This is a genomic window from Streptococcus sp. ACS2, from assembly GCF_000525585.1.
In the GTDB taxonomy this organism is placed as follows: Bacteria; Bacillota; Bacilli; order Lactobacillales; family Streptococcaceae; genus Streptococcus.
On record NZ_JALT01000036.1, the window covers coordinates 14,976 to 31,044 of the forward strand.

The following is a 16,069-nucleotide window of genomic DNA, read 5'->3' on the forward strand; positions in this document are numbered from 1 at the left end:
ACGTACGAGGAAAAAAATGGTAAAGTCTAAAATTCTAGTTATTGACGATGATTTAAAAATTTTAAGATTGATTAAGAATATTCTGGAGAAAAACTCCTATGTAGTTGAAACTAGAAATTCTGTTGAAGATATTAACCTATGTGACTTCATAGGATTTGATTTGATTTTACTGGATATAATGATGCCAGTGAGTGGTATTGACATTTGTAGTAGTATCAGAAGTCAGATTCAAACACCCATAATTTTTATAACTGCTAAAAACCTTGAAGAAGATATTGTTGAAGCTATTGGAATAGGTGCAGATGATTTTATTACCAAACCATTCGGTATGAAGGAGTTGGTTGCAAGAGTCAAAATGCATATTAGAAGAGATAAAAGGCTACTTTCTGTCGGAGATACTGAGACTAGTGGTTTACTTCAATTTGATAGGGTAGGAAAGGAATTAATAGTAGACGGTAATAGTATTTCTCTTTCGAGAAGGGAATTTAATTTATTATATTTGTTGTTTACCTATCAAACTAAAATCTTTAGTGTAGAGGAACTTTATGAATATCTGTACCCTCAAAGTTCAGAAGTTCAGTACCGAAGTATTACAGAGTATATCTATCAGATTCGACAAAAATTGAAACCTTATGGTATTGATCCAATTAAAACTCTTTGGGGTGGGGGATATAAATGGCAAAATCAATAACATTAAAGCAGTTGATAAGAGCAACTTATTTGAAAATTATTTTTCAATTTTTGTTATGCATTTGTTTTTTTTACATTATTCCTGCCCTATTTACAGCGGTTGAAGGAATTAATGCTAACAATGTGAATAGCTTTACTATGTTTTTTAGTGTTAGCTCGTGGATTTATCTTTGTGTCATTTTAGTTGTTATAATTGTAAGAAATGTACAAAAACTTCTATATGAAATTCAGAGAGAGATGAAGACAGTATATGAACAAAGCTTATATTCAGACAATAACAAATACTCTAAGCCGCTAAGGTTATTTGAATTTATTGAGACAAAAGAACATATTATGAAGATGCAGGATAAAATTCAAAAGATGCTTGAAAAAGAGAAAAAACAAAAGCAAGAGCTAATGTTCAGAGTGTCTTCCGCAGCACATGATTTAAAGACACCTCTAACAATAATTTCAGGTAATGCTGAGTATCTTCAAACATTTGATTTGTCTCCTGAGTTAACTCAATGCTTATTAGATATCGAATCTTCAAGTCAACAACTAGATAATTATTTTAATCAATTTATTCAATATTCAAAAACATTTTATAAAGATAATATCAATAAAGAGCATATTACTTCGGAGCAGCTTGCGTCATGTTTGATTAGAGAATTAACTCCTCTGACAACTGGGACTTGTGTTCTAAATGTATTGAATGAAACCCCATCTGATACTACTATTCATATTGACTTAGTATTATTCTTAAGAGCAATTACTAATCTAGTGAATAATGCAATGTCCTATAGTCAATCAATGATGCCAAAGATAGTTATAAAATTATCTTCTAAGCAAAATAAGATTGTTTTATCGGTTTGGAACGATGGCTCAAGGTTCTCAGCTAATATGATTGATAATGTAGGATCGCTCTTTTACCAAGATAATCAGTCAGGAAACGACTCTCAAAATCATCATTTTGGAATAGGGTTATCTTTTGTAAAAAGAGTCGTAGAACTTCATGATTGGGAACTGAAACTTTCTAATGAAAATAATGGAGCTATGGTTACAATCTATATTTAGTAATATTTTTTAAGTTGAGATATTTATCTAGTTTATATCTGTTCACTTGTGGTAACATCACTTCTATACTACAATATAGGAAAACAACCATAAAAGGAGTATGACATGCCGACAGAATATGAAAAAATGATTGCGGGTGAGTTTTATAAACCGAGTGATCTTGAGTTACGTGCTCTAGCAGCCAGCTCAAGAGAAAAACAATGGGCCTTCAATGCCGAAACTGACCGTCTCAAGAGAGCTGAAATTGTCAAATCTTGGTTTGGTTCGACTGGTGAAAATATTGCCATGAATCCTCAGTTTGTTACGGATTACGGTGTTAATATCCATATCGGTGAAAATTTTTATTCTAACTGGAACTTGACTATGCTAGACGTCTGTCCTATCAGGATTGGTGACAATGCCATGATTGGCCCTAATTGTCAGTTTTTGACGCCCTTACATCCGCTTGATCCAACCGAGCGTAATTCAGGCCTTGAATATGGGGCTCCAATTACTATCGGTGATAACTTCTGGGCTGGTGGAGGCGTGACCATCCTTCCTGGCGTTACCCTAGGGGATAATGTAGTGGCTGGGGCCGGCGCTGTTGTGACTAAGTCCTTTGGTGACAATGTGGTGCTAGGTGGAAACCCTGCGCGTGTGATTAAGGAAATTCCTGTAAAGAAAAACTAAATGAAGCAACTCAAGGATTTAAGTTCTTGAGTTTTTCTATTTTTTGAAAGAATCTATTGACTTGAGTTAATAATTCTACTATACTGTTAATCGCTAGTTAGCTAACAATGTAGTTAAGGAGTCATGTTTTGGACCATTTTGGACGCTTGTTGAAGCAAGCCAATAACAATATGATGCGCCACTTTGATCAGTTTGCTAGGCAGTATGATTTGACTGGAAATCAGATGGCCATTATCGATTTTATAACCAATCATGCTAATCATGAGGTATTTCAACGTGACATTGAGCACGAATTTGAGATTCAGCGTTCGACAACGACAGTTCTCTTACAGCGGATGGAGAAAAAAGGCCTTATCGAACGACATACCTCATCGAAAGACGCTAGGCAAAAAGCGGTTGTTTTAACGGATAAGGCGGTAAAAATCGCGTCTGCCTGTCAATCCTATCTTCGTAAAGAAGAGGAAGAGTTTGCCCAGCAATTTTCAGCTGAAGAGAGAGAAGTCTTTCTCAAAATCTTACAACACTACCGCAATATTTAAGTTTATATAGGAGGAACAAATACTCATGTCAGACGAAAAAATCTCCACAAAAATCCTGTGTGCCATCTTTGCGACAGGAATCCTTTCTTTTTGTGGGGTGGCTGGTGAAACAGCTATGAACATCACCTTTCCTGTATTGATGAAGGCATTTTCGGTTAATACCTCAACAGTACAGTGGGTTACAACCATCTACCTATTAGTCGTTGCTTGCGTGGTGCCCTTATCTGCCTATCTCAAGCGTTCATTTAAGATGAAAACTATCTTTCTTGTCGCAAACCTTTTGTCTATCTTAGGAGTTCTCATTGACTTTATAGCGCCTAGTTTTAGCTTTGTTGTTTTGGGACGATTGGTTCAAGGGATGGGTGTTGGTTTTGCCCTACCTCTCATGTTTAACATCATTTTGGAGCAGGTGGCAAGTCGTAAGATTGGTCTCATGATGGGAGTTGGGACACTGATTACAGCAGTTGCACCGGCGATTGGACCAACTGTTGGTGGACTTTTGACAGCGCATTTTGGTTGGCGTTCTATCTTTCTCATTCAGTTTCCTATTCTCTTGGCTTCACTGATTGCAGGGCTTCGCTCGATTGAGCAAAAGAGTGAGGTTAAACGTGAATCTTTAGATATCCTCAGTCTACTGGCTACCATCTTTCTTTTCTTGGGCCTGATTTTAGGTCTTCATGGGGTTGCTGAACATGCTTTCTTTAGCTTCTCAGTCTTAGGTTGGCTTTTGATTGGGATCTTAGGTCTTGTCCTTTTGATTTGGCGTTCAACAACATTGGACAAGCCTATTATCAACCTCTCTATTTTGAAAAATCATAAACTGACAGGTCATATCATCGCTTTCTTTTCTTTTCAATTGGGTTCCCTTGCGATGAGTTTCCTCTTGCCAAACTATGTGCAGTTGGTTAACCACTCTAATACCACTCTTGCAGCCTTGATGCTCCTCCCAGGAGCTATCATTGGTGCAGGATTTGCTCCGTTTTCAGGTATCATTTTAGATAAGATGGGAGCTCGTAAACCAATTCTGATTGGAGCAAGCCTTATCGTTCTTGCTCAGTTGCTATTTAGCTTGTTTGGCCTCTCCCTTTCAAATACTTTGATTCTCGCCTTTTACATGATTTTCATGACGGGACTTGGGGTTGCCTTTGGTAATGTCATGACTAATGGACAGAAACAACTGTCGCTTGATCAACGAGCCGATGCTAATGCCATCTTTAACACGCTCCAACAATTTGCAGGAGCAGTGGGAACAACACTAGCATCTCTAATTGTTGCTATGAGTCAAGCTAACCACAAGATTGACTTTGCACGAGCAACGGCTCAAGGTAGTCGAAATGGCTTTGTGGTCCTATTTGTTTTGGCTATTTTCCAACTCCTTGTCTTATTTAGTGTTGTTAAAAAGAATGATTAATAAGGCGTTTGAAGCAAAGGAAATATGCTTTCCCTTGCTTTTTCTTTCCTTAAATGAAATACTAATCTTACTGCAAATTTTAGTATTACTTTAAGGTTAACGACTTATAATAACCTTAAAGAATAAACCAGTCTTCGATGAAGAGGATAGAAGAAAGGAAAGACCAATGTCTTTACTCAAGAAAATTCGTCCCGAACAACCACTAAAGAATCTGAGGTGGTTTGATATTGGTATTGTTACGCTCATTATGTTTGGACAGTTTATTGTCCGTTCGACTGAAATATATTTGGCAAGTTTGGCTCCAAGCGTTTCCACAGCAATCAGTGAGACATCAACAAATACAGCCAGTGAGGGAGCAGGCTATTCAAGTAATTTCACCTTGCAGATTATTCTTCTAACCTTAGCGATTATATATCTCTGGATACGTCATTTTGACTTTAAACAATTACCTATACGCCTAAAGTGGTCTGTTCTCTTTTGGGTACCCTTTATTTTCGCTATCTCAGGCCTATTTGCCGATATGGTTAGCACCTTGTCAGGACAGTATAATTATTTTAGTCCTCAAGTTTTAGCTTATATTAACCCTATGGCTGTTATTGATAAGTTTATGGCTTTGTCACCTATGGCCATTGCTTACGGACTGCTTAACGGTTTCTACGAGGAATTTTTCTTCTTAGGGCTCTTGACCTCAGTAAAGGACAAGTATAAATGGTGGGTCTTGGTCTTTTCAACCATTGTCCGTGTGTCCTTCCATACCTATCAGGGGATGCTATGGGCTCTGGTTATCGGTGTGGTCTTTGGTCTACTTTATTATTTCCTTTATAAATACAAGGTCAAAAACTTGCTTCCATTCTTCCTCATGCATGCCTTGGCGGATATGTTTGGCTCGAGTCTCATTTATCTCTTGGTAAACTGGAATTATTAGTAAAACAACTCCCTTCGTTTAAGTACGAGGGGAGTTTCCTTTTATTGTTAGATGTACCTTAATTAGCTTAGTATTATCGCTTTTAATTTAATAGTTCTTGGAAGAAGTTTTCTACCTCAGGATGAAGATTATTTTCCTTAAGTGTAACTAGTGAAACATAAAGCGACATGCGTTCCTCTTTAACCATTGGGATAGAAATTAAATCTTTGTCTTCCTTTGTTATAGCGATTTCAGAAAGAAGACTGATACCAATTTTTTTACGAAGGAGTTGCTTAAGCAAATTAATATCATCTGTTTGAAAGAATGGTGTTGCAGCATGATGATATTGATTATTCAAATGTTGAAAAGCTTTTAGATGAACAAAATGTTCGTCTAAAATAATAAAATTTTCATTTAGAACGTCAGAGAAAGCGATAGCTTCCTTATCTGCCAATGAGTGGCCTGAAGGTAGAATATAATAAAGATCACTTGTCATAAGAGTTTTAACTGAAAATCGTTTATCGATAATCGGTTCTAAGCTTCCAATAAAACTGGCATCTAGTTCTCCCTTAGACAAGAGGTTTAGAAGTTCAATAGACCCTTCTTGTATAGGGTGAATATTTCGAAGTGCTGAGACATTTTCAATAAAAGCAGGCTCTTTACGAACAAGATAGTCAATGATAAGAGGCGGAAACCCAATTGTATCATAGGGAGAAATGCTTCGAAGTATTTCTTTTTGGGCACCTTGTATTTCTGGAAGAGCTTTCTTTACATGTCGTAACAATATATCACCTTGTGGAGTTAGCTTAAATGTCCTATGTGAAGGATCATGCACAAGTAATTGGCAATGAAACTCCTTTTCTAAACGTTTAATGGCATAAGAAATAGATGGTTGACTCACCCCGTTTTTTCGAGCTACTTCAGTGAAAGATTGCAAGTTACTTAGGTCATAAAAATAGTATAAGTCTTTAAGATTCATAAAATCACACTTTCAAAAAATTGTTAAAAAGAGTTACATAGACAAGGCTAGATGAGACGATAAGTAAATATTATCCGTAGTGATGTGTTTGACTATAACTTTTTTATTGAGTTAGAATATGATGATGAGTCAGGAGATGATTATAGGTTATCAAGAATATCTTCAAAAATAGCTAGGATTTTCTCCCTTTTATCAACAGGAACTTGTTTCAGCTTCATGTTAACTCTTTTCAATGAGAGATTATCGGTTTGGTCAGTGGTGGCCTCGAGGCTATTGAAATTGAAAAAGTCCTCTGGTGTCAAGTTTAAGGCGACAATCACTTTTTCTAGACTGTGAATGGTCAGATTCACATTTTGGTTTTCTAATTGATTGATATACTTGAGTCCGAGTCCTGCCTGTTCCGAAAGTTCCTCCTGGCTCATTTTGTTTTGTTTACGAAAATATTTCACTTTTTGTGAAATATATTTTTGTAGATAATTATTAGTTGTCATATAAACAGAATACAAGTTTTAAATGACAAAAATAACTTTTTAAACAATACAAAGTATACTATAAAATCCATATTATTGTTTATTAGTTCAATATGCTAGTCTCTATTAGTACCATCACAATTGTTGCTACTATATAGCATAGCCTGTAAAACAAATGTGTTATACGGTTAGGCACAGATAAAGTGGTTGTCCATTTGTATCTGGAGGAAAGATGATAACTGGTTGTATAGTTGATTCTGTCATAATTCTTTTTGCCCATTATAACATAAAAGAAACGAGTGGACACTATAAAGCACATTGTTCTTTAAAACGACGATTTAAGTAGTATAATATAAGTAAAAAGGAGGTTGCACTATGACTGCACATGATATTTTAAACAACCCTTTCCTCAATAAAGGTACTGCCTTTACCTTAGAGGAGCGAAAGGAACTAGGCCTTATTGGTTTACTGCCACCGTATGTTCAAACGATTGAAGAACAAGCGGCGCAAACTTATGCGCAAATGCAAACAAAAGCCAATGATTTGGAAAAGCGTCTTTTCCTAATGGAAATTTTTAACACCAACCGAACTCTTTTCTATTACCTCTTTTCTCAACATTTGGAGGAATTCAATCCAATTGTATACGATCCAACTATTGCAGATACCATTGAAGGCTATAGTGACCTCTTTGTAGATCCACAATATGCGGGATATCTTGATATCAATCATCCTGAAAATATTGAAGCCACTTTGAAAAATGCTGCTGGGGATCGCGAGATTCGTCTCATTGTTGTAACAGATGCAGAAGGAATCCTTGGAATCGGTGACTGGGGAACAAATGGTGTCGATATTTCTGTTGGTAAATTGATGGTCTACACGGGTGCTGCTGGAATCGATCCTTCTATGGTCCTTCCTTTAGTTATTGATGCAGGGACTAACCGTGAAGAACTTCGTAACAATCCTAATTACTTAGGGAATCGTCATGAACGGGTTCGCGGAGATCGTTACTACGACTTCATTGACCAATTTGTTCAAACAGCAGAACGTCTCTTTCCTAAACTCTACCTTCACTGGGAAGACTTCGGCCGCTTGAATGCTGCCAATATTCTTGAAAAATACAGGAAACAAATTCCAACTTTTAATGATGATATTCAAGGTACAGGAATCGTTACCTTGGGTGGTATCTTTGGTTCACTGGATATTAGTGGTGAAAAATTAACAGATCAAGTTTATCTCTGCTATGGTGGTGGTACTGCGGGTGCAGGAATTGCCTCTCGTGTTCTTCGTGAAATGGTGAGTGAAGGTCTTTCTGAGGAAGAAGCCTATAAACGTTTCTTTATGGTTGATAAACAAGGTCTTCTCTTTGATGACATGGATGACCTAACTCCTGAACAAAAACCGTTTGCTAAGAAACGTGCTGACTTTAGTAACGCAGACAAGTTGACTGACCTGCTTGAAGTAGTGAAGACTGTGAAGCCAACCATTCTTGTAGGAACTTCAACTCAACCTAATACCTTCACTAAAGAAATAGTAGAAGCTATGTGTGAAAATACAGAACGTCCGATGATTTTCCCTTTGTCAAATCCAACCAAACTAGCAGAAGCTAGTGCCAAAGATTTGATTGAATGGTCAGATGGCAAAGCTTTTGTCGCAACAGGAATTCCTGCTGATACAGTTTCTTATAAAGGTGTCGACTATGTGATTGGTCAAGCCAATAATGCCTTGATTTACCCAGGTCTTGGTCTAGGTATGCTGGCTTCTGAAGCAAGTCTTTTGACTGATGAAATGATTGGAGCAGCAGCTCATTCATTGAGTGGTATTGTCAATCCAGGCCAACCAGGAGCTCCTGTCTTGCCACCATTCAAGTATGTAGCAGATGTTTCTATTAAAGTAGCAGAAGCAGTCGCTAAAAAAGCACAAGAGCAAGGTCTTGCGCGTGTTAAGGAAACAGATATGGCCAAAGCAGTTCGTGATTTGAAGTGGTATCCAGAGTATAAATAAGTAAATTTAATTGGGGTGTACGAGTGCGACTGGATGCCTCGTACGCCTTTTGCTGTATGTCCTATTATATAGAAAGGGTGACTATGGAAATCTTTATAACGTCAATTCAGAGTATTGTACCCATTATCGTCATCATCATTCTTGGTTATTTCTTGCAAGTCCGCGGTTGGTTCCAAGAGAGTTTCGGAAATGACTTGTCTAAACTTATTATGAATGTGGCCATGCCCGTTGCAATTTTCACCTCTGTTCTTAAATATTTAACTTTAGATAAGCTGATTAGCTTGTCTGGCGGTTTGCTCTATACGTTTATCGCCTTCATTCTTGGTTACCTAGCGGCCTTTATCGCGGTGAAAGTTTTTAGAGTGCGCCCAGGACGCCGAGGAACCATGATTAATACCTTTGTCAATGCCAATACCATATTTATTGGTTTGCCTTTAAATATCGCTCTGTTTGGAAATCAAGCCCTTCCTTATTTCTTAGTGTATTATATTACAAATACAGTATCTACTTGGACATTAGGTGTCTATCTGATGACGTCTGATAGCAAAGAAGGGGCTTCAAAACAGGCTCAAAAATTTAATTGGAAGAAACTCTTCCCTGCTCCTTTATTAGGATTTCTCGTAGCCCTCGCCTTTTTAGTGCTCCGTCTTCCTGTTCCAAGTTTTGCGGAAAGTACCTTGACCTATATTGGTAGTTTAACAACGCCATTATCACTTGTCTATATTGGTATCGTTCTAGCGAAGGCAGGACTTAAGACGATTCGCTTTGATAAAGATACCATCATCACACTGCTTGGTCGTTTTATCCTTGCACCGGTCATCATGCTCTTGGTTCTGAAGTTCTTCTCTCCAAATATGGTAGCACCAGAATTTAGAACCTTTATGATTCAATCAGCAACACCTGCTTTAGCGGTTCTTCCTATCCTTGCCAATCAAGGAAAAGGCGATGTTGAGTTTTCAACGAATGTGGTCACTCTCAGTACGGTTTTATTTGTGATTGTGATTCCGATTTTACAGACATTATTAGGATAAAAGGAGTAGAGTTTGCAAATGTTTTTAAATTGGGTTAAAAAATGGCAAACACTTATCAAATTCGTTTTATTTCTATCTATTGCGAGTCTAGTTATTGTAGAGATAACTAGACTTTTTAAGACGATTTCGTTTGATAAGATTGTAGAAATACTGGGGAAACTGTCTCCACTAAATGTCATCTGTTTAGCATTGTTTGGCTTTATGGCCGTTGCGCCAATGATCATCTATGATAGAATCTTAAATAAAGAGCTAAATCGGAAACAAAAATTATCTTACTTACTAGAAACTAGCTGGACCATTAATAGCTTGAATAATATGATTGGCTTTGCCGGCTTGGTAGATATTGGTTTGCGATATTCTTTCTATGGAGATGAAGAATGACCTGAAAAAAGTATGCAGGGCATTTCTCGTGTTATTCCTTATTTCATGAGTGGATTCTCACTGTTTGCCCTGATAAGCTTGGTTTTGACAGGTTTATTCCCTTTATCAATTGGGATTAAGCAGTATTGGCCAGTCCTGTTAGGAGCTAGTCTCTATCTCCCAATTGTTTTATTTGTTTCAAATAGGAAAAATTGGGTCTATTTTGGTCAATTGAGTGGAAGGACAATTAAATCTTTAGTATTTGCTTCTGGCCTTGATTGGGCTAGCGTATTAAGTTTTTTTCTTTTGGTTGGGTATGCTTTAGGCTATAATTTACCAATTTATGATATAATCCCCCTCAAGGGATTTAGTTCTGTGTAAAACGGAGCTAAATCCTTTTTATATAGTAAAATCAATACCATTAGGAAATGATTTGATTTTTATTAAAAATATGAGATAATAGATTCGGACTAAGTTTAAACAGCAATTTTAGAGGGAGACAATTATGTCAAAACGACTATTATCGGATGAGCCGAATACCCCCAAATCCCTTAAGGAGCTTTTCTGGGAAAATGCGGAAAAAGCTCGTATGGGGGAATTTTGGAAAGACAAGAAGAGTTACAAAGAGCTTTCAGAAGCTACGGGGATTCCGTCAGGAAGCCTTCGGATGCTTTTCATGAACAAGCCTAAGGGAAATATTCCAAAGATTGTAACCATTACTAACGGTCTGTCCAAGGTGACTGGGAAAAACATTACACTTGGGAAGCTCTTAGCTCGAGATAATCAGCATGAGGGTTTTGAGTTTCCAAGAAATCCTGATCAGGTCACCCAGAACTTGTGGCACAACATTCGCAAGAAGTTGGAAATCACGGAAGATATGGCTGAGGGGGAAGTCAGAGAACGCATGACAGCCTTTGTAGTCTCATCTGGTATGGCTCAAACCAACTATAACCTGATCAATCAAACAGGAACGGTATCGCTTGATACTTTGGAAAAATTTTCTAAAAGGCTTAGAGTCGAGCCTTATGAATTATTAGCTACCATAAGACGAAGGGAGATTGTTGATAAGGTTGAAGGTCCTGTTCCTAAGGAAAATGTTAGCGACTCCCACATTGATATTGGCAAGCTTAATACTTTCATTAAATCACAACCTTACTCGCCCAATGGTCAAGAGGTGGCATCTGCAGACTTAAGCCCACAGAATCTCTATCATTATTATGCCAAGGGAAATGTCGGAGATATGCCCATAAAAACAGCCTATAAGTTTAAAAGACTTGTGGATATCTATGAAGCAGAATATGGTATTCTTGAACCTTCAAGCAGAGTATTAGATGTCAAGGAACTGGAAAAATTCCTTTATAGTGGCATGATTACTGGCTATGCCATTGCTAAAACAGGGTTGATGAATGCGACCAATGGAAATCTCTATATCAAGGGCAAACGTCCTATCGAATCCATGCAACTGGATCGTGCCTTCGGTCTCTATAAACACCTAAAAAGACTGAAAAAGGACTAATAAATTCTTTACCAAACAAAAAGCCAAAATCAGCATTCTGATTTTGGCTTTTTGTTTGTTTTTTTATCTGTATGACTAGTAAGAATAATTTTAGTCGATTTTCTTACATTTCTTACAATTGCTTCACACGTCCATTTTCATCAAAATGATAAGTCACACCATTGATGGTACGAGTTTGGTTGGTTACGAGAAATATCTTGACTACTCTTAGTGTTCTTTTCAAAGTAAAGTAGGACACATCATTAAGAAATAGCACGTTTTATTAATCAAAACTTTTATAAATTAGGTATATTTTAATTTACTGCAAATAATATAAATTTATTATAAATTATAATGTATTATTAATTTATAATCTTCATAACTATGTTGGATATGTGTTGTTAAATTATGAAAATAAGATGATTGTTTGTTGTAATCTTTGTTTCATTATGTTAAACGACATATATACTGTATCGTTATAAAAATCGTACTAGTGTAAAAAAAACAGAAAATTTTATTGACAGTTAAATTATAAAGGGGTAGAATACGGTTACAGCATAAATGTTAAGCAACAGCAATTGAATCATAATTCAATTGGGAGGAATTTATGAAATGAAAGATTTTTTTAATCGACGCCAACGTTTTTCTTTGAGAAAATATTCAATCGGCGTTTGCTCAGTGCTTTTGGGAACAGCACTGTTTGCAGCACATGGTGCACAAGCTGATGAGCTTGCCAGTACCGACACACCGGTAACACCAGAGGAATCTGTTACCGGCGATGATTCGAGTAGTTTAGTAACTACTTCAACAACAACGGCACAACAGACAGATCCTACGTCTGTTGTTTCAGCATCTACTGAACCATCTGCAACACTTGATTTAACTCCAAGTGTAACAACTTCTGCGGATGCATCAACAGGAGAAACAACAAATACACAGGCTGAGACAGCAAAAGAATCTAATGAGTCTGTTTCAGAATCATCTGTTGAGAATCATTCAGATAAAGTGAGTCAAACTGATAGTTACGAAAATTCATCTGATAAAACTCAAAAGTCATCTAATTCGGATGATTCTAATCGTTCTAGTCGTACGCGTCGTGATACGAGTGCAGCAGCATCAGCTTCATCAACAGTAGCAGTAGATGCTCAGAAAGAAGTATCTAGTTGGAGTGAATTTGTTGCAGCACTTCAAGACAGTAGTATTAAAGAAATTACCGTTAAAGGTAATATTGTAGCAGCAGGTGATAATGGTAATACGGATAATGGGCGTTCAGGATCTGTTGACCGTAAAATCACTATTAACACTCAAGCACGTCCACTTACAATCAAAGGTGAAAATCAAAATGCTAGTCTAGATCTTTTGTCAAATACCTTAGAATTAACTGGTGCAGCTTGGGAGCTTAACTTCAAAAACCTTAAATTGGCATCAGCTAACTCAAAGGGACCTGTTGATTTATCTAAGACAAGTGGTCCAAATACTGTTACTTTTGACAATGTAACCAGTGTTGGTTCATCACTTTATGGTGGTGGTGGAAACACCAATGTTGTTATTAAAGGAAATACAACATCAACTGTTAGTGATAGCTATCAATCTGGAAATGGACAAACTCAGTATGTTCAACGTAACGTGGGACAAGCTGGTAGATCAGATAAACGTCGTGAATCAAACATTCATGATGCTAAAGCTGTTATTGTTTCTGAGGGGGCTAGTCTAACACTTAACCGTTCTTCTCAAGGGGATGCAATCACTCTTGAAAGTGGCGCTAAAGTTAGTGTTCAAGATAGAGCTAACCTAACCATTAACATGAACACTGATAACGCTACAGATAGTGCTCGATATCATAATGCTGGTATCTTTATGGCAGATGGCGGTACAGTGGAAACAGGTAAAGAGTCAAAACTTGTACTTAACACTAGTATCGGACAAGGTATTTCGCTTGGTGTCAATCGACCTGGAGATGGTGTAACAGATAAAGATCGTTTCGGTGGTTATGGTGCTGGAAATAGCAATCGTAAGAATGGTCCAAGTAAAGTTATTATCGGTGACGGTGCGACCTTTGAATTAAATGGTCGTGATGGTGTGATGGCCGGTAATAATGCTGAGTTTACAACGGGTGCAACTTCTAAAGTTCGTTTTGAAAATAAAGGCCGTGGTGTTGCGATTGACCTTGGTAATAATTCGAAAGTTAATTTTGGTAAAAATTCTACCAATACATTCCACTCAGTAGGTAAAGGTCCTAAGAGTGGAGGAGGCCCTTCAGGAAGCTATGACGGTTATAACTATATTGGTCTAAATGAAAATGGTCGCATTGTCGTAGATGACTATGCAACATTCCGTGTACAAATGGATGATCGCGGTGATAATGCTTGGGACGATGTTATTTCACTTGGTTCTGAGAATGGACACAAGGATCAACCGTTATTCCAGGCTAATAAGGGTTCTATCGTAGACATTCGAGATGATAATACTAACTACTATGCTGAATTGATTTCAGTAGCGTTGGGGAATAGTTCTAATACCTTTTTCCAATTTAACAATCCACTTTATGTCTCATTACTACGTTATACTAGATCAGACGGTCTCTCAGCTGGAGAGGTGACTGGTAAATTGCCTGCATCTACTCCTCAAGGTAATAACCCTGAAGATATTGGTCATGGTAATATTCTTTATATTTCGAATAAATCAGCTAGTTCAGGTAACCGAGTAGAATTTAACGGTCCAACAGGAACACTCGTTAATCCAGGTCTTGGAACATATACTGTTTATTCATTGAATAAAGATGGTAGAGATGCACAAAGTCGTAATAAGCAAAGTTCTGTTTGGACTAATATTCAAGGTGGAGCATTGAGTATTGCCGGTTTCCAAAGTAACCATGCTGATATTAATCCTGCAAATGCACAATCAGTTCCAACAGGTTCATCTACAGGTGGTATCTCAGCAACTGACAGAACATATGGTATCGACCCTGTTGGTGATAACCGTCAAAACATTTGGATTTCGAACGGCTCAACAATCAATCCTACAGCTATCCATAAAAATGTTATCAAATACGTTTATGAAGATGGCACACCAGTTAAAGATGACGTCATTCAATCATCTGATTGGAATCGTACTCTTGAGGTTGCCATTGATCAGGACCAATTTAAAGATGTTTTGAAGAATTCAACTGTAAGTAATGGTGATGAATTCTTGACTGCTTACAGTAAAGCAAAATACAATGTTGGTGATATCGATGGCGATGGTAAAGCTGATACAGGATGGAGAGTAGCAGGAACGACAAACGATGAGACTGTCAACTATACTGCTGTAACTTCTCCTAAGCTAAGTGGCTATAAGGCAGAAATTTTATCAACTAATGTTCCTGGTCTAAAAGCAGGAGACAATGCAGATAGTGTAGCTGCTTCTTATACTTACAATCCTTCTACTGCGCCAGCAGATACTATCATTGAAACTAGTGCAGGTCGCAGAACAATTTCTGACACTTATTGGCGTAATATTGTAGCTAAATCTGATTTAGGAAGCTATGAAACAGTAGTTGTCTACAAGAAAGAGAAACAGAAAGCGACGATTCATTATGTTGATGTGTCAGCTAATAATAAAGAATTAGCTAGTGATTCTGTTGAAGGTGATTCAGGCGCTACTATTGATTACTCAACTGCTAACAAGATTCAAGAGTTTGTTAATAAAGGATACAAACTAGTGGAAGATGGTTTCACCAAAGCGACAGCAGATGAGAAGAAATATGATAATGATGCTTCTGTAAATCAAGAATTTACTGTTAAGTTAGAACATGATAAAGTTCCAGTTGGGCCAAATGATCCACATAATCCAACAGATCCAATCAATCCAAATGATCCAAACAGTCCAAACTACCCTGCGAAAGATCAATGGAAGAAAGATGTGACATCAACTGTTCATTATGTAGGAGCAGGTGCTCAAACACCACCTGATAACGTTCAAAACGCCCAATGGACACGTACATTGGAACTTGATAAAGTTACAGGTGAAATTCTTAACCCTAATGAACCATGGGTAGCTAATAAGACGGATTATGCGTCAGTGCCAACACCAAATGTCACTGGCTACTATGCGGATAAAGCAAGCGTTCCAACTAAGACGGTTACCCAAGATAATCTTGAAGAAACGGTTACTTACAAACCACTTGGAAGCTTGGTTCCAAAACCAGAAACACCAAACGATCCAAACTTCCCATCAACACCAGGTGTTAAATATCCAAACGATCCAACAGATCCAACGAAACCAGGTCAACCGGTTGTACCAGATGTTCCAGGATATGAGCCACACCTTCCAGATCCAAAGGATCCAACCAAACCAGGTCAACCAATCCAACCAGGAACACCTGTAACACCTGATAAACCAGGTGAAGATACACCAATCATCTATGTACCAAAAACAACTGAAGTAACAAAACCAACTAAACAAACGGTAACGTTTGAAGGAGCAGGA

General features: G+C 37.5%; 14 protein-coding genes. 12 read left to right on the forward strand and 2 right to left on the reverse strand.

The features are described from left to right. Positions 1-16: 16 nt before the first annotated feature. From HMPREF1517_RS07325 to HMPREF1517_RS07350, 6 genes are all read left to right on the forward strand, one after another. Positions 17-691, forward strand: a complete 675-nt coding sequence (locus HMPREF1517_RS07325; protein ID WP_002886931.1) for a response regulator transcription factor — start codon at positions 17-19, stop codon at positions 689-691. Continuing rightward, positions 676-1,743 (forward strand): sensor histidine kinase, encoded by a 1,068-nt coding sequence (locus tag HMPREF1517_RS07330; RefSeq protein ID WP_037600667.1) that lies wholly within the window; start codon positions 676-678, stop codon positions 1,741-1,743. Before HMPREF1517_RS07325 ends, HMPREF1517_RS07330 begins: the two co-directional genes overlap by 16 nt. 105 nt (positions 1,744-1,848) lie before the next feature. Then, a complete protein-coding gene (locus HMPREF1517_RS07335; RefSeq protein ID WP_037600669.1) occupies positions 1,849-2,412 on the forward strand; it encodes a sugar O-acetyltransferase in 564 nt (187 codons plus the stop codon). Between the two features lie 128 nt (positions 2,413-2,540). Beyond that, a complete protein-coding gene (locus HMPREF1517_RS07340; protein ID WP_037600671.1) occupies positions 2,541-2,951 on the forward strand; it encodes a MarR family winged helix-turn-helix transcriptional regulator in 411 nt (136 codons plus the stop codon). A 25-nt stretch (positions 2,952-2,976) separates the two neighbouring features. Further along, entirely contained in the window at positions 2,977-4,362 is a 1,386-nt protein-coding gene (locus HMPREF1517_RS07345; RefSeq protein ID WP_037600672.1) for an MFS transporter, read from the forward strand. 166 nt (positions 4,363-4,528) lie between these two features. Then, entirely contained in the window at positions 4,529-5,287 is a 759-nt protein-coding gene (locus HMPREF1517_RS07350; protein ID WP_037600674.1) for a CPBP family intramembrane glutamic endopeptidase, read from the forward strand. Positions 5,288-5,369: 82 nt separating this feature from the next. Here HMPREF1517_RS07350 and HMPREF1517_RS07355 read toward each other — a convergent pair whose 3' ends face one another. Both HMPREF1517_RS07355 and HMPREF1517_RS07360 read right to left on the reverse strand, forming a co-directional pair. Beyond that, positions 5,370-6,245: a LysR family transcriptional regulator gene (locus tag HMPREF1517_RS07355; RefSeq protein ID WP_037600677.1), complete on the reverse strand. Its 876-nt coding sequence runs from the start codon at positions 6,243-6,245 to the stop codon at positions 5,370-5,372. A gap of 140 nt (positions 6,246-6,385) precedes the next feature. Next, positions 6,386-6,736: a helix-turn-helix domain-containing protein gene (locus HMPREF1517_RS07360; protein ID WP_037600680.1), complete on the reverse strand. Its 351-nt coding sequence runs from the start codon at positions 6,734-6,736 to the stop codon at positions 6,386-6,388. Positions 6,737-7,090: 354 nt separating this feature from the next. On the opposite strand from HMPREF1517_RS07360, the gene HMPREF1517_RS07365 reads away from it, so the two are divergent. The 6 genes from HMPREF1517_RS07365 to HMPREF1517_RS07390 form a co-directional block, all read left to right on the forward strand. Further along, positions 7,091-8,716: a malolactic enzyme gene (locus HMPREF1517_RS07365; RefSeq protein ID WP_037600682.1), complete on the forward strand. Its 1,626-nt coding sequence runs from the start codon at positions 7,091-7,093 to the stop codon at positions 8,714-8,716. An 83-nt stretch (positions 8,717-8,799) separates the two neighbouring features. Further along, on the forward strand, positions 8,800-9,747 hold the full coding sequence (locus HMPREF1517_RS07370; RefSeq protein WP_037600685.1) for an AEC family transporter: 948 nt from the start codon (positions 8,800-8,802) through the stop codon (positions 9,745-9,747). 18 nt (positions 9,748-9,765) lie between these two features. Continuing rightward, positions 9,766-10,128 carry a hypothetical protein gene (locus HMPREF1517_RS10680; RefSeq protein WP_232219569.1) on the forward strand — a complete coding sequence of 121 codons (363 nt, stop codon included), beginning with the start codon at positions 9,766-9,768 and terminating at the stop codon, positions 10,126-10,128. A gap of 12 nt (positions 10,129-10,140) precedes the next feature. Beyond that, complete coding sequence (locus HMPREF1517_RS10685; protein WP_037600691.1) at positions 10,141-10,488, forward strand: hypothetical protein; 348 nt, start codon at positions 10,141-10,143, stop codon at positions 10,486-10,488. 124 nt (positions 10,489-10,612) lie between these two features. Next, entirely contained in the window at positions 10,613-11,623 is a 1,011-nt protein-coding gene (locus HMPREF1517_RS07385) for a hypothetical protein (protein WP_037600694.1), read from the forward strand. A 591-nt stretch (positions 11,624-12,214) separates the two neighbouring features. After that, a partial coding sequence (locus HMPREF1517_RS07390) for a mucin-binding protein (RefSeq protein ID WP_051412005.1) occupies positions 12,215-16,069 on the forward strand: 3,855 nt, incomplete at its 3' end.